This is a genomic window from Streptomyces griseosporeus (assembly GCF_014656055.1).
Classification (GTDB): Bacteria; Actinomycetota; Actinomycetes; order Streptomycetales; family Streptomycetaceae; genus Streptomyces; species Streptomyces griseosporeus.
Genome location: NZ_BNBR01000003.1, coordinates 1 through 19142, shown reverse-complemented (window position 1 = coordinate 19142; position 19142 = coordinate 1). Strand labels below are relative to the sequence as shown.

Sequence of the window (19142 nt, the reverse complement as noted above, 5' to 3'; positions counted from 1 at the left end):
GTCCCCCTACTTGAAGTATCCGTCGAGCTGCGACACCGACACGGCCGAGCCGTCCGCGGCCCGCAGCACCGTCCCGATCCGCGTGTCGTCCTCGGCGTGCCGCTTCTGGCTGTAGTCGAGGTGGTCCGAGATGTGCGCGCAGGCCTGCAGTACGGACTTCAGCTGCGACGACCACACCTCGACCGTCTTCTCCAGCGCCGCGCCCGTGGCGAAGTTGTGCGACTTCAGATGGGCGCCGGCCTGCCCGGTCGAGCCCGCGCCGCCGCCGGAGGCACCGGCCGTGGCGATGTCGGCCTCCTTGCGCAGGCTGTCGTAGAGCAGGAAGGCGTCGTGGCCGACCGCCCCCAGGTCGTCCTGGTGCACGACCAGGTCACCGCCCCCGCCTCCGCCCCCGTCGGCCGGCAGCTGGTTGAGGCGCATCCGCGTCGACTGCCGCTGGGCGGCCTGCGCCTTCATCTGCTCCCACTCGTCCCATGCCATGTGCAGGACCTTCCCCGTGTGCCTGGTGTGCGTCTGTGACCGTGGAACGGGCAGCACGCTAGCAAGGTGTGACGCCCGTGGCCGGTGGTGCCGCACAGTCGTGATCGGCCGGCTGTGGAAGTTCCATGAAGATCCCGGCCGATCCGCCCCGGCGAACCGGCAAATCAGGCCATCCATGGCGTCCGTACCGGTCTGCCAAAGGAGTTCGGGCACACCTCTGTTGGTGCCGTTGCCCCGGTTGACTACAGTGGTAATCGCGTTGTCGATCGCGGCCCGCTTTGCGATCGTACGGCGAAGGATGAACGGTCACGGCCGGGCTTCGGCCTGGTGACCGCACGGGGAGAACGGGGAGGAGCGTCATGCTCGCAGACGGCATGGCGAGGCAAGCGCCTGCGACCGCACCGGCTGAGGGACCGCCACAGCTCTGAACCGGCCCGCCCGCCTTTCGCATCAGCCTCGTCACAAGCCGGGCAAGGGGCTTCAGCGGGTGGCACGGCAACGCGAAGATCGACCAGGGGCCCGGCTTCCCGGTGACGGGGCACCGGCGGTCATCCGTCGGACCAGGGTCCAACATCAGACACAGGAAAGGCAGGAGGCTGGTCATGGCCGGCTCGCAGAAGCTCCAAGATGCCGCAGTAATCTCGCTTCAGAAGCAGATGTACGAGAAGTACGAGGCCACGCTGAAGCGGGTGCACCGCCTCCAGGGCGTCATCGACAGCCTTGAGGGCCAGTGGCACGGTATCGGTCGCGCCGAGTTCGACCGCAAGCAGATCGAGATCAACGAGTCGATCCAGAACATCGGCAACATCCTGGGACAGGTCATCGACGCGATGACCAAGACGCGCAACATCAAGGACAGCAAGGAAGACGAGGTGCGCGCCGCCGCGGCCCGCATCGACGTCCGTGACGGCGCCGCCACGACCCCGCCGTCCGCGCTCAGCTCCTACTGAGCCGCACAGCAGTCATCCCCAGGTACACACGAGCGAGACAAGGTAGGCAGGCATGAGCCGTAACGCTGACGGGCTGCAAGTAACGTACGACGGCCTGGACTCGGCCGCGACCTCGATCGGCAACGAGGCCAAGGCCCTGGAGCAGGACCTCGCGGAGCTGCGCCGCATGGTCGTCCAGAGCCAGGAGTACTGGGCCGGCGACGCGCAGAGCACCTTCCACGAGAAGCTGCAGCGCTGGGACAAGGAAGCCAACGACATCCACCAGGCCCTGACCGGCATCGGCCACGTCGTGCACCAGGCCGGTGGCGAGTACATGGCCGGCGACAAGAAGGCGGCCTCCTACTTCCAGTAGGCCGGCAGTACCTGAGCACCGACGGGGTGGACGCGCGCGGGAGGCGTCCACCCCGTCGCCGTTCCCGGTCGGCGGGAGCGAGAGCGACAACGAAGGGGCCGTACCCCCGCAACCGCGGGTACGGCCCCTTCGCGTACGTACGCGCCGTCAGACGCGCTGGTCCTCCACCAGACCCACCTGCACCAGCGGACGGCCCCGCTTGCGCGACACGAACACGCCCCGGCCCGCGGGCATCGGGCGCGGACGGATGCCGCCGAGCAGGTCGCCCTCGTTCGGGTCACCGGCCAGGACCACGCCCTGCGCGCCGAGTTCCTTGATGCGCTGCATGAAGGTCTCGTACCCGGCGCGTCCGGCGCCGGCCGTGGAGCGGGCGATGATGAACCGCACGCCGACGTCCCGGGCGAACGGCAGCAGCTCCGTCAGACCGGCCAGCGGGTTGCCGCTGGACGTGGAGACGAGGTCGTAGTCGTCGATGACGACGAACACGTTGGGCCCGCGCCACCAGCTGCGGTCCCGCAGCTGCTCCGGCGTCACGTCCGCGGTGGGCGTACGCCGCTGCATCAGGTCCGCCAGCGCGTCCATGTGGTGCTGCATCTGATTCGACATCGGCACGTACTCCGCCAGGTGCGACGGCGGGGTCACGCCCAGCAGCGAGCGGCGGTTGTCGATGACGAACAGCTTGCAGTCGTTGCCGTCGTACCGCTCGGCCAGCCCCTTGATCAGCAGCCGCAGCAGGTTGGACTTGCCGGACTCGCTCTCGCCGAAGACCAGGAAGAACGGGTCCTGCTCGAAGTCGACGAACACCGGCTCGAGGTTGTCCTCGTCGATGGCGAAGGAGATGCCGCGGTCCGGGAACCGGTTGCCCGGCGGCAGCTGCGCCGCGGGGAACGAGCGCGGCAGCAGACGCACCTCGGGCGCGCCCGGCTGCTGCCAGTGCCGGGTCACCTCGGCCGCCAGCGCCTGCGTGGCCTCCGCCAGGTCGGTGTCGGAGGACAGGCCGTCGATGCGCGGCACCGCCGCCATGAAGTGCTGCTTCTGCGGGGTCTGGCCGCGGCCGGGCACACCGGTCGGCACGTTCGCCGCGACCTTGCGGTCGAACTCGGAGTCCATCGGGTCGCCGAGCCGCAGCTCCAGACGGTTCATCAGGTGGTCCTTGAGGTTGGAGCGCACCTCCATGGACCGCGACGCCGTCAGGATCACGTGGATGCCGTAACCGAGGCCGCGCGCCGCGATGTCCAGGACGATCGGCTCCAACGCCTCGTAGTCCGTGCGGAAGTTGCCCCAGCCGTCGATGACCAGGAACACATCGCCCCATGGCTGGTCGGTCACCGAGATCTCGCCGCGCGCCCGGCGCGTGCGGTACTCGGCGATGGAGGAGATGCCCGCCGAGCGGAAGTACTCCTCGCGGCGGGTCAGCACGCCGTACACCTCGGCCGCCGTACGCCGCACCTTCTCCGGGTCCAGACGCGAGGCCACCCCGCCGACGTGCGGCAGACCGGCCACCGCCGACAGACCGCCACCACCGAAGTCGAGGCCGTAGAACTGCACCTCGTGCGGGGTGTGGGTGAGCGCGAACGACGCGATGATCGACCGCAGCAGCGTCGACTTGCCGGACTGCGGACCGCCGAGGATCTGCATATGACCGGCGGCGCCGCCGAAGTCCACCCACAGCGGGTCACGCCGCTGCTCGTACGGCTTGTCGACGAGGCCGACGGGGATGACCAGCCGGCCCGCGCCTTCGTACCCCGGCTGCGTCATGCCCCGGCCGGGCACCGGCGCGAGGCCCGGCAGCAGCGTGTCCAGCGACGGCGGGCTGTCCAGCGGCGGCAGCCACACCTGGTGGGCCGCCGGACCCTGCGCCTCCAGCCGCCGCACGATCACGTCGAGGACGGTGTCGGCGAGCGCGTCGTCCTTCTCCTCGGCCTGCGCCTCCTGCCGCTGCTGCGGCACCGCCGCGTACTGCACCGGCACCTCGGCCGCCGTGAACAGCACCGGCCGCCGGTCCACCGGCAGCGGACCGCCGAGCGCGGCGGCCTGCTGCGAGCTGGAGCGGTACACACCGGAGACGTACGCCGCCTTGAACCGGACCATCTCGTCCGTGCCGTACTTCAGGAAGCCCGAACCCGGCACGTTCGGCAGCTCGTAGGCGTCCGGCACACCGAGCGCCGCCCGCGACTCGGCCGCGGAGAACGTCCGCAGACCGATCCGGTACGACAGATACGTCTCCAGACCGCGCAGCCGGCCCTCCTCCAGCCGCTGCGACGCCAGCAGCAGGTGCACGCCGAGCGAGCGGCCGATACGGCCGATCTGCACGAACATCTCGATGAAGTCCGGCTTGGCGGTGAGCAGTTCGCTGAACTCGTCGATGACGAGGACGAGGGACGGGATCGGCTGCAGCGGGGCGCCCGCCGCGCGCGCCTTCTCGTAGTCGTGGATGTTGGCGTAGTTGCCCGCGTCGCGCAGCATCTCCTGACGGCGGTTCAGCTCACCGCGGATGGAGTCACCCATGCGGTCGACCAGCGTCAGGTCGTCGGCCAGGTTGGTGATGACCGCCGCCACGTGCGGCATCTGGGACATGCCCGCGAAGGTCGCACCGCCCTTGAAGTCGGCGAGCACGAAGTTCAGCGTCTCCGAGGAGTGCGTCACCGCGAGACCCAGCACCAGCGTGCGCAGCAGCTCCGACTTGCCGGAACCGGTCGCGCCGACGCACAGGCCGTGCGGGCCCATGCCCTCCTGCGCCGCCTCCTTCAGGTCGAGCATCACGGGCCGGCCGTCCTCGCCGACACCGATCGGCACCCGCAGCCGCTCCGACTGCGAGCGCGGCCGCCAGGTCCGCTTGGGGTCGACCGAGGCCGCGTCGCCCAGGTTCAGCAGATCGGTGAACTCCAGGTTGGCCAGCAGCGGTTCGTCGTTGTCGTCACCGCCCGACGCCATCCGCAGCGGCGCCAGCTGCCGCGCCAGCGCCTCGGCGGCCTCGTACGACAGCACGTCCGGCGTGCCCTCGTAGACCATGCCGTGCGCCGACTCAAGGCGCAGTTCCTTCGGCCGTACGACGATGGAGAGGTCGCCGTGGCCCGCGGTGAGGTCGCCCGGCACGACCTCCACGATCGTCACGCCCTGCAGGCCCTCGGGGGTCGCCAGCAGCGACGTCGGCGGCAGCGAGACACCGTCGAGGACGACGACCAGGTGCGGCTGCTCGGGCACCGGCGGCCCGGCCGGGTGGAACCGCGGCCGGCCCTGCAGCCGGGTGGCGAGCCGGTCCTCCAGCTCCATCGGGTCGGTGGAGATCAGCCGCATGCTGCCCGCGCCGTCCGCGAGGCCGCGTGCCTGCACGTGCGGCAGCCACTTGGCCCACTCCCACTCCGGCGCCGACTCACGCCCGGTGGCGACGGCGACGACCAGGTCCTCGGGGGAGTGCAGCGAGACCAGCGAGGCGGTCAGCGCACGGGCCGCGCCGCGCACGGTGTGCGGCTCCCCGCTGACGGTCACGTGGTAGAAGGCGCGCAGCGACACCGCCATCGGCAGGTCGTCGAGCGTGCTGTGCGTGGCCAGGAACCGCTGCATCGCACCCGCGGTCAGCGGCTCCAGCTCGTCCACCGGGCCCAGTTGCGGCGGGATCAGGGGAGTGGCCAGCGCCTGCGGGCCGAGGCCCACGCGGACCTGCCCGAAGTCCTCGTCACCGGTGCGCCGTTCCCACACCCGGCTGCCCTCGGCGACCAGCGCCCACAGTTGCTCGGGTGAAGGGTGCAGGTAGTACTGGGCGTCGCGCTGCGCCTTGGCGGTCTCCACCGCACCGCGCCGGGTCTGGGACAGGTAGCGCAGGTAGTCACGGCGCAGATCCGCCATCTGGCCCTGGCTGCCGCGGCGGTAGCGCACCAGCATCGAGATGCCCATCGCGATCGTGGACGCCACCATCACCATGCCCATGATCTTCATGAAGGGCTGGGCCTGCGGGTTGAAGAAGAACACCACGGAGCCACCCATGCCGAGCATGGGAAGGAGCTGCATCAGCGCGCCCTCCTGCTGCCCGCGCGGAAGCTCCGGCGGCGGCTGGAGCACGACCTCGTCCGTGGGCACTTCCTTCGGCAGTGCCCGCGGCGGGCGCTTGACGACGATGTGGCTCACTACGCACCAATTCCCTTGCCGGACCGAGATTTTTCGTCCGCCGCCCCGTGTCAGGCGAACGCCGATCGCGAAGCGCGATCCTACTGACAACCACCGACACCGGCGGGCGGTAGGGTGCCCGTGAGACGTGTGAGCAGTTGCGAATCAGCCCGGGAAAAACGGGCAATCCGCAACGGTTCGAATCAAGCGCCGTCCACCGGGCCCCGGGTCACACCGCGCGGCAGCCCGGTGGTGCGGACGGAGCCGCACAACCTACACAGGATTTTTACGGGCGGAACGCGCGCGGCGGCACCGCGTGCGGCCCACCACCGACGAGGGGGAACAGCAGGTGAGCATGACGGCCTCCGCGCCGGCCGGCGCGACCCGGCAACCGGGCACCGGAGCCCCTTCCGGAGCCGGCACGGGGTTCGGCTTCTGCCGCGTCACCATCGTGGCGCCGGACAGCCGTATCGACGTGGCACTGCCCGACGACGTACCGGTCGCCGACCTCTACCCGGAGATCCTGCGGCTCTCCCAGCAGAGCCCGGACGAGGGCGCGCCCGTCGGCTACCACCTCGTCCGCCGGGACGGCACCGTCCTCGACGGCGCCCGCTCCTTCACCGCGCAGCGCATCCTCGACGGCGAGCTGCTCACCCTGCGCCCGTTCGCCGAGTCGCTGCCGCCCGCCGTCCTCGACGACGTCTCCGAGGCGGTCGCCTCCGCCGTCACCCGCGACCGCGCCCTGTGGAGCGGCGACCTGACGCGCGCGGCCGGCCTCGTCGCCGGCGGCATCCTCCCGGCGCTGCTCGCCTTCGTGGCCTGGAGCTCCCAGATCCGCCACGACATGCACAGCCTCCAGGGCGTCCTGGCCGGCGTCACCGGCCTCCTCCTGGTCGTCATCGCCTGCGTCCGCGCACGGGTCTACGACGACCGCGGCTCCGCCGTCGCCCTCGGCCTCGGCGCCCTGCCCAACGTCGCCGTCGCCGGCTCCGGGCTGCTGCCGCTCGCCGAGCACCAGGGCATCGGACGGCTGCAGTTCCTGCTCGCCTGCACGGCGGTCCTGGTCGCCTCCGTCGTCCTGACCCTGGTCTCGCCCGGCGGCGACGGACCCTTCGTGGCGTTCGTCTTCGCCTCCGCGATCGGCCTGGTCACCACCTTCATCGCGATCCTCACCCACCTGCGGCCCATCGAGACCGCCGCGGTCTGCGCGCCCCTGTCCGTCGTCGCGCTGGCCTTCCTGCCCGGCCTGTCCATGCGCTTCGCCCGGCTGCCCATCGGCTTCGAACCGCCCAACCCCTCCCGCGGCGGCTACGACACCGGCGAGAGCGGCGGCCAGGAGCCCATCGACGGCGAGCGCATCGCCGCCCAGGCCCGCCGCGGCCACGAGCTGCTCATCGGCCTGGTCGGCGGCTGCGCCCTGGTCTCCGTGGGCGCCTCGATCGTGCTCGGCTTCTCCAGCAACGCCTGGGCCCAGCTGCTCGCCCTCGCCACCGGCGTCGCGATGCTGATGCGCGCCCACCTCTTCCGCTACACCGCGCAGGTCGGCGCCACCCTCGCCGCGGGCCTCGCCGCCATCGTCTTCCTCGGCCTCGGGCTCGCCCTGAACCCGCCGCGGGACTACCTGATCGACGCCTTCCAGGGCGACACCACCGCCCTCGACATCCGCAGCGTCTGGCTCGTCGCGGCCGTCGCCGCGGCCACCGCCCTGGTCACCGCGATCGGCCTGATCACCCCCAAGCGTGGCGTCACCCCCTTCTGGGGCCGCTTCCTGGAGATCGCCGAGAGCTTCGTCCTGCTCACCCTGATCCCGCTGGCCCTCGCCGTCTTCGACGTGTACGCGCAGGCACGGGCGATGACCAGCTAGCGCCGCGACAAAGAAGAGGGGCGGCACGCACACGCGTACCGCCCCTCCTTTCTGTCCGCTGTCAGTTTTGCGGCTCCGGCTCGACGTCGAACTCGCCGTCCCGCGCCCCCAGCACGAAGGCCCGCCACTCCGCCTCCGTGTACCGCAGCACGGTGTCCGGGTCCAGCGACGACCGCATGGCCACGGCCCCGCCCGGCAGGTAGGCGATCTCGACACGCTCCTCGTGGTCCTCGGTGCCGGGCGCGCACTGCCACTCCACGCCGGAGATGTCGAGCGCGTACAGTTCGTCCCGCTCCCGCTCCTTGCGCGCCTTGATCTCCTCAGCCGTCTCCGCCATGCCCAGCGACCCCTTCCCGACGTACCAACGGTGCGGTCCTCACCCTAGTGGCCGCCCCCGGCCCGTCCGGGCGGTTCACCGGACCGGGTCAGGAGCCCCCGCACAGGCCTGGTACCCTGAGTGACGGCCGTTTGTGTACGCACCCCCGGAAGCCGTTCAGGCCCTGGAGGCCGCGCCCAGCGGATCCCCGCCTCCCGAGTAACGGAAGCTCCCCCGAGACGTAGACCGGGGGCACTCGGTGGCCACTCAAGACTATGAGGAGTACGCGTGTCGCTCGACGCCGCTACGAAGAAGCAGATCATCTCCGAGTTCGGTACCAAGGAGGGTGACACCGGCTCCCCCGAGGTCCAGGTCGCTCTGCTGTCCCGCCGGATCTCGGACCTGACCGAGCACCTCAAGACCCACAAGCACGACCACCACTCCCGTCGTGGTCTGCTGATCCTGGTCGGTCAGCGCCGCCGCCTGCTGCAGTACCTCGCCAAGAAGGACATCCAGCGCTTCCGTGCGCTGGTCGACCGCCTCGGCATCCGCCGTGGTGCGGCGGGCGCCAAGTAAGACGCCGTGAAGGGAGCGGTTCCCGCAAGCCGGGGGGCCGCTCCCTTTGCTGTACGTGCGCGGTGTCACCCACGCTTTGTAGTGTGGTAGCACAACGCACGAGCAACATGTACGACACAGCGTGATGAGACCTGCCCGAAGCGGGTAGTCCGACAGCACGCACACAGACGAGGAGAAGCGCACCTCGCCGCCGCCGGTCCTCGGTAGTGGCCCCCGGGGGGAAGCGAGCCCCGGGTGCTTCGATCGAAGACCGGCCCGCACAACGGAGCGCTTCTCCGCCACCGTCCCCCCGCCACACGGGCGAGGAGGGACGAAGACGAGGAGAAAACGCTAGTGGAGAACGAGACCCACTACGCCGAGGCCGTCATCGACAACGGCGCCTTCGGCACCCGCACCATCCGCTTCGAGACGGGCCGCCTGGCCAAGCAGGCCGCCGGCTCCGCCGTGGCGTACCTGGACGACGACACCATGGTGCTGTCGGCCACCACCGCCTCCAAGCAGCCCAAGGACCAGCTCGACTTCTTCCCGCTGACGGTCGACGTCGAGGAGCGGATGTACGCCGCCGGCAAGATCCCCGGCAGCTTCTTCCGCCGTGAGGGCCGGCCGAGCGAGGACGCGATCCTCACCTGCCGCCTCATCGACCGCCCGCTGCGCCCGTCCTTCAAGAAGGGCCTGCGCAACGAGATCCAGGTCGTCTGCACGGTCATGGCCCTCAACCCCGACCACCTGTACGACGTCGTGGCGATCAACGCCGCGTCCGCGTCCACGCAGCTGGCCGGCCTGCCCTTCTCCGGCCCGATCGGCGGCGTCCGCGTCGCGCTGATCCGCGGCCAGTGGGTGGCCTTCCCGACGCACACCGAGCTCGAGGACGCCGTCTTCGACATGGTCGTCGCGGGCCGCGTCCTGGAGGACGGCGACGTCGCGATCATGATGGTCGAGGCCGAGGCCACCGAGAAGACCATCCAGCTGGTCGAGGGCGGCGCCGAGGCGCCCACCGAGGAGGTCGTCGCCGCCGGTCTGGAGGCCGCGAAGCCCTTCATCAAGGTCCTCTGCAAGGCCCAGTCGGACCTCGCCTCCAAGGCCGCCAAGCCGGTCGGCGAGTTCCCGATCTTCCTGGACTACCAGGACGACGTGCTGGAGGCCCTGACCGCCGCGGTCAAGCCGGAGCTGGCCCAGGCGCTCACCATCGCCGGCAAGCAGGAGCGCGAGGCCGAGCTGGACCGCGTCAAGCAGCTCGCCGCCGAGAAGCTCCTGCCGGAGTTCGAGGGCCGCGAGAAGGAGATCTCCGCCGCGTACCGCTCGCTCACCAAGCAGCTGGTCCGCGAGCGCGTGATCAAGGAGAAGGTGCGCATCGACGGCCGCGGTGTCACCGACATCCGCACGCTGGCCGCCGAGGTCGAGGCCATCCCGCGGGTCCACGGTTCCGCAGTGTTCGAGCGTGGCGAGACCCAGATCCTGGGCGTCACCACCCTCAACATGCTCCGCATGGAGCAGCAGCTGGACACCCTCTCCCCGGTGACCCGCAAGCGCTACATGCACAACTACAACTTCCCGCCGTACTCCACCGGCGAGACCGGCCGCGTCGGCTCCCCGAAGCGCCGCGAGATCGGCCACGGCGCCCTCGCCGAGCGCGCCCTGGTGCCGGTCCTGCCGACGCGTGAGGAGTTCCCCTACGCGATCCGCCAGGTGTCCGAGGCGCTCAGCTCGAACGGCTCGACGTCCATGGGCTCGGTCTGCGCCTCCACCATGTCGCTGCTGAACGCCGGTGTGCCGCTGAAGGCCCCCGTCGCCGGTATCGCCATGGGCCTGATCTCCCAGGAGATCGAGGGCGAGACGCACTACGTCACCCTCACCGACATCCTCGGTGCGGAGGACGCCTTCGGCGACATGGACTTCAAGGTCGCCGGCACCAAGGAGTTCGTCACCGCCCTCCAGCTCGACACCAAGCTGGACGGCATCCCCGCCTCCGTCCTCGCCGCGGCCCTCAAGCAGGCCCGCGACGCGCGTCTGCACATCCTCGACGTGATGATGGAGGCCATCGACCGGCCCGACGAGATGAGCCCGCACGCCCCGCGGATCATCACCGTCAAGATCCCGGTCGACAAGATCGGTGAGGTCATCGGCCCCAAGGGCAAGATGATCAACCAGATCCAGGAGGACACGGGCGCCGAGATCACCATCGAGGACGACGGCACGATCTACATCGGTGCCGCCGACGGTCCCTCGGCGGAGGCCGCCCGCGCCACGATCAACGGCATCGCCAACCCGACGATGCCCGAGGTCGGCGAGCGCTACCTGGGCACGGTCGTGAAGACGACCACCTTCGGCGCCTTCGTCTCCCTGCTGCCCGGCAAGGACGGTCTGCTGCACATCTCGCAGATCCGCAAGCTGGCCGGCGGCAAGCGCGTGGAGAACGTCGAGGACGTCCTCGGCGTCGGCCAGAAGGTCCAGGTCGAGATCGCCGAGATCGACTCCCGCGGCAAGCTGTCGCTGGTCCCGGTCATCGAGGGCGAGGACGACGAGCAGAAGGACGACACCGACCAGTGACGTCCCGCGGCTCCCAGGCGACGGCCCGCCCCTCTTCGGAGGCGCGGGCCGTCGCCCGTACCCAAACCCTCATCAAGGGCACCGGCGGCATCGGCACCGTCCGCAAGACCACCCTCCCGGGCGGCCTGCGCATCGTCACCGAGACCCTGCCCTCCGTCCGCTCCGCCACCTTCGGCATCTGGGCGCACGTCGGCTCCCGCGACGAGACGCCCGCGCTGAACGGCGCGACGCACTACCTGGAGCACCTGCTCTTCAAGGGCACCGAGCGCAGGTCCGCCCTGGACATCTCCTCCGCCCTCGACGCCGTCGGCGGCGAGATGAACGCGTTCACGGCGAAGGAGTACACGTGCTACTACGCGCGCGTGCTCGACACCGACCTGCCGCTGGCCATAGACGTCGTCTGCGACATGCTGACCGGCTCGCTCATCCGCGAGGAGGACGTCGACGTGGAGCGCGGCGCGATCCTCGAAGAGATCGCGATGACCGAGGACGACCCGGGCGACTGCGTGCACGACCTGTTCGCGCACACGATGTTCGGCGACAACCCCCTCGGCCGCCCGGTCCTCGGCACGGTCGACACGGTCAACGCCCTCACCGCCGACCGCATCCGCCGCTTCTACAAGAAGCACTACGACCCGACCCACCTCGTGGTCGCCTGCGCCGGCAACATCGACCACGCCAAGGTCGTACGGCAGGTCCGCGCGGCCTTCGAGAAGGCGGGCGCCCTCAAGGACACCGGGGCCGAGCCCATCGCCCCGCGCTCCGGCCGGCGCGCCCTGCGCACCGCGGGCCGCGTCGAGCTGATCGGCCGCAAGACCGAGCAGGCACACGTCGTCCTCGGCATGCCCGGCCTGGCCCGCACCGACGACCGCCGCTGGGCGCTCGGCGTGCTGAACACCGCCCTCGGCGGCGGCATGTCCTCCCGGCTCTTCCAGGAGGTCCGCGAGAAGCGCGGCCTGGCCTACAGCGTGTACTCCTACACCTCCGGCTTCGCCGACTGCGGCCTGTTCGGCGTGTACGCCGGCTGCCGGCCCTCGCAGGTGCACGACGTGCTGAAGATCTGCCGCGACGAGCTCGACCACGTCGCCGAGCACGGTCTGTCCGACGACGAGATCGGCCGCGCCATCGGCCAGCTCCGGGGCTCCACTGTCCTCGGCCTGGAGGACACCGGCGCGCTGATGAACCGCATCGGCAAGAGCGAGCTGTGCTGGGGCGAGCAGATGTCCGTCGACGACATGCTGGCCAAGATCTCCGCGGTCACCCCGGACGAGGTCCGCGAGGTCGCCCGTGACGTGCTCGGACAGCGCCCGTCGCTGTCGGTCATCGGCCCGCTGAAGGACAAGCAGGCCGCCCGGCTGCACGACGCGGTCGCCTGAAAAACCACCGGTTAGGAAGCAGGAACATGAGCAAGCTGCGCGTGGCGGTCCTCGGTGCCAGGGGCCGGATCGGTTCCGAGGCCGTCCGGGCGGTCGAGGCCGCCGAGGACATGGAGCTGGTCGCCGCCCTCGGCCGCGGGGACAAGCTGGAGACGCTGGCGGAGACCGGCGCCCAGGTCGTCGTCGAGCTGACCACCCCGGACTCGGTGCTGGCCAACCTCGAGTACTGCGTCGGCCACGGCATCCACGCCGTCGTCGGTACCACGGGCTGGACCGAGGAGCGTCTCGACCGGCTGAAGGGCTGGCTGGCCGCCTCCCCGGAGACGGGCGTGCTCATCGCGCCGAACTTCTCCATCGGTGCCGTACTGACGATGAAGTTCGCGCAGCTCGCCGCCCCGTACTTCGAGTCCGTCGAGGTCGTCGAGCTGCACCACCCGAACAAGGTGGACGCGCCCAGCGGCACCGCCACGCGCACCGCCCAGCTCATCGCCGCCGCCCGCCGCGAGGCGGGCACGGCCCCCGCCCCGGACGCCACGCAGACCGCCCTGGACGGCGCCCGCGGCGCGGACGTCGACGGCATCCCGGTGCACGCGGTCCGCCTGCGCGGCCTGCTCGCCCACCAGGAGGTGCTGCTCGGCGGCGAGGGCGAGACCCTGACGATCCGTCACGACTCGCTGCACCACAGCAGCTTCATGCCGGGCATCCTGCTGGGCGCCCGCCGCGTGGTGAGCACCCCGGGCCTGACGTTCGGCCTGGAACACTTCCTGGACCTGAGCTGAGCCACCGACCGTCATGCGCGCCAAGATCTCCTACGCCGTCACCGCGGCCGTCCTGGTCTTCTACTTCGTCCTGGTCGGCAGCCGTGGCGTGATGCTCATACAGTCCGGCACGCTCCTCACCGTCACCTTCGGCGTGGCGGTGCTGGTCCTGCCGGTCATCGGCGTGTGGTTCCTGTGGAAGAACACCCAGTTCGTCCGCAGGGCCAACGCCCTCGCGGCCGAACTGGAAGCCGAGGGTGGCCTCCCCGCCGACGAACTGCGCCGGCTGCCCAGCGGCCGGATCGACCGCGACTCGGCCGACGAGGTCTTCGCCAAGCGCAAGGCGGAGACGGAGGCGGCCCCGGACGACTGGCGCTCCTGGTTCCGCCTCGCGGTCGCCTACCACGACGCCCGCGACACCCCCCGCGCCCGCAAGGCGATGCAACGGGCGATCGCCCTGCACGACGCCCCACGGTGACTCTCATGGCTCGGGCCCGGTCCGCACACCACGGACCGGGCCCGAGCCATGAACTCCATCAGCCGTGAGCGTTCTCCGCGGCCCACGCCTCCACCATGTCCGCGGCCCGGTCGAACGCCTCGGCACGCGCCAGGAAGTCCGCGTTGTGCGTGGTCATCAACGGCGGCACCGCGTCCGCGGCCCGGTCCCGCCGCACCAGCAGCAGCGCCTGCCCCTGCACGGCCCGCGGCAGCCCGAGCCAGCGCACCGGCTGCTGCACCGTCCGCACGGCGACGACCTGCTCCCACGGCACGGTCCGGGTCACGAGGAAACCGACCTGCCGCAGCCCGTGCGGGCTCACCCACACACCCATCCGCAGCAGCCGCAGCGCCGCGCCGATGACCAGCAGCGCGATCCCGAAGACGACCCCGGCCCCGCCGACCGAGCCGGTCAGCGCGATGACGACGGCCGCGAACAGCACGTACGAGGCGAGCAGCAGCCACAGCGCCGCCGCGGCCACCCGCCACGGCCCGGGCCGGTAGGGCCGCCGCCAGCGGTCGCGGTCCTCGTACGGCAGGGCGACGTCGTCGGCGGTGTCGAAAGCGCGGTCGGCCGTCAGGAAGGGCAGGGGCACGGCTGGTCCTCACTCGCTCCAGGCATGGGCTGTAGCCGGTGAGGCTATCCGCCTGTGCCCCCGCTCACCACCATCGGGGGCCGGATGGAGTCAGTGTCCCTGGGACGCCTGGGACTGCTGAGGTGGCGTGGAGGTGTGGTCGAGGGACAGGGCCGGCATCCCGAGCACCAGCGACCCCACCAGCGCCGCCACGATGGTCAGCCCGAGCAGCCAGCGCCCGGCTATCTGCCCGGCGGAGGCCCGCTCAGGGGGCGGGGGAGTGACATTGCTGCGGAACCTGTCGGCCTCGGCGAGGAAGGCGAACGGGACGGGTTCACGCCGACCGGACATCGGGGGTACCTCTCCCTTCTGGGGCAGAGCGGATGATCTCACCCCGGAAGACGAACGAATCGTCGGAAAGGTGCCCGCGATCGGCCCCTCATTTCGCTGGGTAAAGTGGCGTCGCCAAGACGAGACGGGAAAGGCCCCCCAAGCGTGATCTCCGACGATGACTTCAAGATCGAGTTCCGTAGCGACGTCACCGTGGAGTTGGTGAAGCACAGCGCGGCCGACTCCGACGTGCTGTTCGCCGCTCGTGTGTCGACGCTGGGGGAGCAGTCCCTGGACGAGCTGAAGAAGGACCCGGAGCGCTCCCGGGGTCTGATCAACTACCTGATGCGCGACCGGCACGGCAGCCCCTTCGAGCACAACTCGATGACCTTCTTCATCAGCGCCCCGATCTTCGTGTTCCGCGAGTTCATGCGGCACCGCGTCGGCTGGTCCTACAACGAGGAGTCCGGCCGCTACCGGGAGCTGCAGCCCGTCTTCTACGTCCCCGACACCTCGCGCAAGCTGGTGCAGGAGGGCCGCCCGGGCAAGTACCGGTTCGTCGAGGGCACCCCCGAGCAGTACCAGCTCACCAGCGAGGCCATGCAGGACTCCTACCGCCAGGCCTACCGGACCTACCGCGAGATGCTGGAAGCCGGCGTCGCCCGCGAGGTCGCCCGCGCGGTCCTGCCCGTCGGCCTGTTCTCCTCGATGTACGCCACCTGCAACGCCCGCTCCCTGATGCACTTCCTCGGCCTGCGCACCCAGCACGAGCTGGCGAAGGTGCCGTCGTTCCCGCAGCGGGAGATCGAGATGGTCGGCGAGAAGATGGAGGCCGAGTGGGCCGCGCTCATGCCGCTCACCTACGCCGCCTTCAACGCGAACGGCCGTGTGGCGCCGTAACGCACCCCCGTTCCTCACCCGGGCACAGATGTACGGTTCAGCCTCACGAAGTGTCCGGATTGCGGCATTTAGAGAAGTTCATCTAGCCTGATCAAACGGACCCGGCACTGCTTGAACCCCCGAGCAGGCAGTGCCGGGCTCCACCTTTGTCCTGACTTTCCCGACACCCCGAGGGCAGACCACGTGGTGAGCAACGAGTAGCGTGTAACCCATGGCTCCGACCTCCACTCCGCAGACCCCCTTCGGGCGGGTCCTCACCGCCATGGTCACGCCTTTCACGGCGGACGGCGCACTCGACCTCGACGGCGCTCAGCGGCTCGCCGCCCACCTGGTGGACGCAGGCAACGACGGCCTGATCATCAACGGCACCACGGGCGAGTCCCCCACCACCAGCGACGCGGAGAAAGCGGATCTCGTACGAGCGGTCCTGGAGGCGGTCGGCGACCGGGCCCACGTCGTCGCCGGTGTCGGCACCAACGACACCCACCACAGCATCGAGCTGGCCCGCACCGCGGAGAAGACCGGCGCCCACGGCCTGCTCGTCGTCACGCCGTACTACAACAAGCCCCCGCAGGAGGGCCTGTACCGGCACTTCAAGGCCGTCGCCGACGCCACCGGGCTGCCGGTCATGCTCTACGACATCCCCGGCCGCAGCGGCGTCCCGATCAACACCGAGACGCTCGTCCGCCTCGCCGAGCACCCGCGGATCGTCGCCAACAAGGACGCCAAGGGCGACCTCGGCCGCGCGAGCTGGGCCATCGCCCGCTCCGGCCTCGCCTGGTACTCCGGCGACGACATGCTGAACCTGCCCCTGCTCTCCGTGGGCGCGGTCGGCTTCGTCTCCGTCGTCGGCCACGTCGTCACCCCCGACCTGCGCGCCCTCGTCGACGCGTACGTCTCCGGCGACGTCGTCAAGGCCACCGAGATCCACCAGAAGCTGCTCCCCGTCTACACGGGCATGTTCCGCACCCAGGGCGTCATGACCACCAAGGCCGCGCTGAGCCTGCAGGGCCTGCCCGCAGGCCCCCTGCGCGCACCCATGGTGGAGTGCTCCCCGGAAGAGGTCGAGCAGCTCAAGATCGATCTTGCCGCCGGCGGGGTACAGCTCTGACAACAGACTTCGCGCGCGCTGCCGCGCACCTGCACTTCACAACTGAATACGCGGGCCGACCGGTGCCCGCATCCCACAACGACAACTGCTTCTGCACGAACGTCATGCGCGCCACGTGCCCGACCGGTACGTGGCGCGCGTGGTGAGGAGAGTCTTTTGAGTCATCCGCATCCCGAACTCGGCTCGCCCCCGCCGCTCGCCAAGGGGGGCCTGCGTGTCACCCCGCTCGGCGGCCTCGGCGAAATCGGCCGGAACATGACGGTCTTCGAATACGGCGGCCGCCTCCTGATCGTCGACTGCGGAGTGCTCTTCCCCGAGGAGGAGCAACCCGGAATCGACCTGATCCTGCCGGACTTCTCGTCCATCAGGGACCGCCTCGACGACATCGAGGGCATCGTGCTCACCCACGGGCACGAGGACCACATCGGCGGTGTCCCCTTCCTCCTCCGGGAGAAGCCGGACATCCCGCTGATCGGCTCCAAGCTGACCCTCGCCCTGATCGAGGCCAAGCTACAGGAGCACCGGATCCGCCCGTACACCCTGGAGGTGGCGGAGGGACACCGCGAGCGCGTCGGCCCCTTCGACTGCGAGTTCATCGCGGTCAACCACTCCATCCCGGACGCGCTGGCCGTGGCCATCCGCACCCCCGCGGGCATGGTGGTCCACACCGGCGACTTCAAGATGGACCAGCTGCCGCTGGACAACCGCCTCACCGACCTCCACGCCTTCGCCCGGCTGAGCGAGGAGGGCATCGACCTCCTCCTCACCGACTCCACGAACGCCGAGGTCCCTGGGTTCACCCCGCACGAGCGGGACATCTCCAGCGTCCTGCGGCAGGTCTTCGCCGGCGCCCGCAAGCGCATCATCGTGGCCAGCTTCGCCAGCCATGTCCACCGCATCCAGCAGATTCTGGACGCGGCACACGAGTACGGCCGCCGGGTCGCCTTCGTCGGCCGCTCGATGGTCCGCAACATGGGCATCGCCCGCGACCTCGGCTATCTGAAGGTCCCGCCGGGTCTGGTCGTGGACGTCAAGACCCTCGACGACCTCCCGGACCACGAGGTGGTCCTGGTCTGCACGGGCTCCCAGGGCGAACCGATGGCCGCCCTGTCCCGCATGGCCAACCGCGACCACCAGATCCGCATCGTCGACGGCGACACGGTGATCCTGGCGTCGTCCCTCATCCCGGGCAACGAGAACGCGGTCTACCGCGTGATCAACGGCCTGACCCGCTGGGGCGCCAACGTCGTCCACAAGGGCAACGCCAAGGTCCACGTCTCCGGCCACGCCTCCGCGGGCGAGCTGCTGTACTTCTACAACATCTGCCGCCCGAAGAACCTGATGCCGGTCCACGGCGAATGGCGCCACCTGCGCGCCAACGCCGAGCTGGGCGCCCTCACCGGCGTCCCGCACGACCGCATCGTCATCGCCGAGGACGGCGTCACCGTCGACCTCGTCGAGGGCAAGGCCAAGATCTCCGGCAAGGTCCAGGCCGGGTACGTCTACGTCGACGGCCTCTCCGTCGGCGATGTCGGCGAGCCGGCCCTGAAGGACCGGAAGATCCTCGGCGAGGAAGGCATCATCTCCGTCTTCGTCGTCATCGACTCCTCCACCGGCAAGATCACGGGTGGTCCGCACGTCCAGGCCCGAGGCTCCGGCATCGAGGACTCGGCCTTCGACGAGGTCCTCCCGAAGATCACCGAGAGCCTGGAGCGCTCGGCCCAGGACGGCGTCGTCGAGCCGCACCAGCTGCAGCAACTCGTCCGCCGCACCCTCGGCAAGTGGGTCTCGGACAACTACCGCCGCCGGCCCATGATCCTCCCGGTGGTCGTGGAGGTTTGACGCACCGACAGGTGTGAACCCGGAGCGGGGTCCCTCGATTTGCATCGGGGCGCCCCGCTCCAGTACGTTTACGGCTCCGCCCCAGCTGGGAACCCGGCCGCCTCGTGCGCCGGGCACGTCTCCCGGAGGGGCGGGAAATCCGACTCAGAAGTTCTGATAAAGTCGGAGCCGCCGGAAAGGGAAACGCGAGAGCGGGAACCTGGAAAGCACCGAGGAAATCGGGTCGAGAAAAGATCTGATAGAGTCGGAAACGCAAGACCGAAGGGAAGCCCGGAGGAAAGCCCGAGAGGGTGAGTACAAAGGAAGCGACCGTTCCTTGAGAACTCAACAGCGTGCCAAAAGTCAACGCCAGATATGTTGATACCCCGTCCATCGGGTTTCCGATGGTCGAGGTTCCTTTGAAAAAACACAGCGAGGACGCTGTGAACGGTCGGGCCTATTCCGCCTGACTGTTCCGCTCTCGTGATGTGTGCACCGGCTGAATTAATTTTCTGGCCGAGTAAACATTCACGGAGAGTTTGATCCTGGCTCAGGACGAACGCTGGCGGCGTGCTTAACACATGCAA

General features: G+C 70.0%; 16 protein-coding genes and 1 rRNA gene. 12 read left to right on the top strand and 5 right to left on the bottom strand.

The features are described 5' to 3' along the window. Positions 1-6: 6 nt before the first annotated feature. A complete protein-coding gene (locus IE308_RS14850) occupies positions 7-480 on the bottom strand; it encodes a hypothetical protein (protein ID WP_190218336.1) in 474 nt (157 codons plus the stop codon). A 602-nt stretch (positions 481-1082) separates the two neighbouring features. Between IE308_RS14850 and IE308_RS14845 the strand changes: the two genes are divergently transcribed. Continuing rightward, positions 1083-1430 carry a hypothetical protein gene (locus tag IE308_RS14845; RefSeq protein ID WP_110631398.1) on the top strand — a complete coding sequence of 116 codons (348 nt, stop codon included), beginning with the start codon at positions 1083-1085 and terminating at the stop codon, positions 1428-1430. Positions 1431-1482: 52 nt separating this feature from the next. Continuing rightward, a complete protein-coding gene (locus IE308_RS14840; protein ID WP_110631401.1) occupies positions 1483-1782 on the top strand; it encodes a WXG100 family type VII secretion target in 300 nt (99 codons plus the stop codon). A gap of 147 nt (positions 1783-1929) precedes the next feature. Here the strand turns inward: IE308_RS14840 and eccCa are convergent, their stop codons facing one another. After that, positions 1930-5907 carry a type VII secretion protein EccCa gene (gene eccCa, locus IE308_RS14835; protein WP_190218335.1) on the bottom strand — a complete coding sequence of 1326 codons (3978 nt, stop codon included), beginning with the start codon at positions 5905-5907 and terminating at the stop codon, positions 1930-1932. Between the two features lie 334 nt (positions 5908-6241). Here eccCa and eccD point away from each other — a divergent pair, with 334 nt between their 5' ends. Then, complete coding sequence (eccD, locus tag IE308_RS14830) at positions 6242-7750, top strand: type VII secretion integral membrane protein EccD (RefSeq protein WP_190218817.1); 1509 nt, start codon at positions 6242-6244, stop codon at positions 7748-7750. A 61-nt stretch (positions 7751-7811) separates the two neighbouring features. On the opposite strand, the gene IE308_RS14825 is transcribed toward eccD, so the two are convergent. Further along, on the bottom strand, positions 7812-8087 hold the full coding sequence (locus IE308_RS14825) for a DUF397 domain-containing protein (RefSeq protein WP_110631407.1): 276 nt from the start codon (positions 8085-8087) through the stop codon (positions 7812-7814). Between the two features lie 267 nt (positions 8088-8354). Here IE308_RS14825 and rpsO point away from each other — a divergent pair, with 267 nt between their 5' ends. The 5 genes from rpsO to IE308_RS14800 all read left to right on the top strand — a co-directional run bounded on the left by rpsO (position 8355) and on the right by IE308_RS14800 (position 13801). Beyond that, positions 8355-8642: a 30S ribosomal protein S15 gene (rpsO, locus tag IE308_RS14820; RefSeq protein WP_004982702.1), complete on the top strand. Its 288-nt coding sequence runs from the start codon at positions 8355-8357 to the stop codon at positions 8640-8642. A gap of 333 nt (positions 8643-8975) precedes the next feature. After that, on the top strand, positions 8976-11189 hold the full coding sequence (locus IE308_RS14815; protein ID WP_110631410.1) for a polyribonucleotide nucleotidyltransferase: 2214 nt from the start codon (positions 8976-8978) through the stop codon (positions 11187-11189). Beyond that, on the top strand, positions 11186-12565 hold the full coding sequence (locus IE308_RS14810; protein ID WP_110631414.1) for a M16 family metallopeptidase: 1380 nt from the start codon (positions 11186-11188) through the stop codon (positions 12563-12565). The genes IE308_RS14815 and IE308_RS14810 overlap by 4 nt, the downstream gene beginning before the upstream one ends. 26 nt (positions 12566-12591) lie before the next feature. Then, positions 12592-13344, top strand: a complete 753-nt coding sequence (gene dapB, locus IE308_RS14805) for a 4-hydroxy-tetrahydrodipicolinate reductase (protein WP_190218334.1) — start codon at positions 12592-12594, stop codon at positions 13342-13344. Positions 13345-13357: 13 nt separating this feature from the next. Next, positions 13358-13801 carry a tetratricopeptide repeat protein gene (locus IE308_RS14800; RefSeq protein ID WP_110631420.1) on the top strand — a complete coding sequence of 148 codons (444 nt, stop codon included), beginning with the start codon at positions 13358-13360 and terminating at the stop codon, positions 13799-13801. 58 nt (positions 13802-13859) lie between these two features. Here IE308_RS14800 and IE308_RS14795 read toward each other — a convergent pair whose 3' ends face one another. Both IE308_RS14795 and IE308_RS14790 read right to left on the bottom strand, forming a co-directional pair. After that, entirely contained in the window at positions 13860-14414 is a 555-nt protein-coding gene (locus tag IE308_RS14795; RefSeq protein WP_190218333.1) for an SCO5741 family PH domain-containing membrane protein, read from the bottom strand. A gap of 90 nt (positions 14415-14504) precedes the next feature. Further along, entirely contained in the window at positions 14505-14744 is a 240-nt protein-coding gene (locus tag IE308_RS14790; protein WP_190218332.1) for a hypothetical protein, read from the bottom strand. A 144-nt stretch (positions 14745-14888) separates the two neighbouring features. Between IE308_RS14790 and thyX the strand changes: the two genes are divergently transcribed. The 4 genes from thyX to IE308_RS14770 form a co-directional block, all read left to right on the top strand. After that, complete coding sequence (gene thyX, locus IE308_RS14785) at positions 14889-15623, top strand: FAD-dependent thymidylate synthase (protein WP_373314504.1); 735 nt, start codon at positions 14889-14891, stop codon at positions 15621-15623. 211 nt (positions 15624-15834) lie between these two features. Next, positions 15835-16734, top strand: a complete 900-nt coding sequence (gene dapA / locus IE308_RS14780) for a 4-hydroxy-tetrahydrodipicolinate synthase (protein ID WP_110631428.1) — start codon at positions 15835-15837, stop codon at positions 16732-16734. Between the two features lie 156 nt (positions 16735-16890). Next, a complete protein-coding gene (locus tag IE308_RS14775) occupies positions 16891-18576 on the top strand; it encodes a ribonuclease J (protein ID WP_110631431.1) in 1686 nt (561 codons plus the stop codon). 506 nt (positions 18577-19082) lie between these two features. Next, positions 19083-19142: ribosomal RNA gene (locus IE308_RS14770) — 16S ribosomal RNA — on the top strand; the annotation flags it as partial.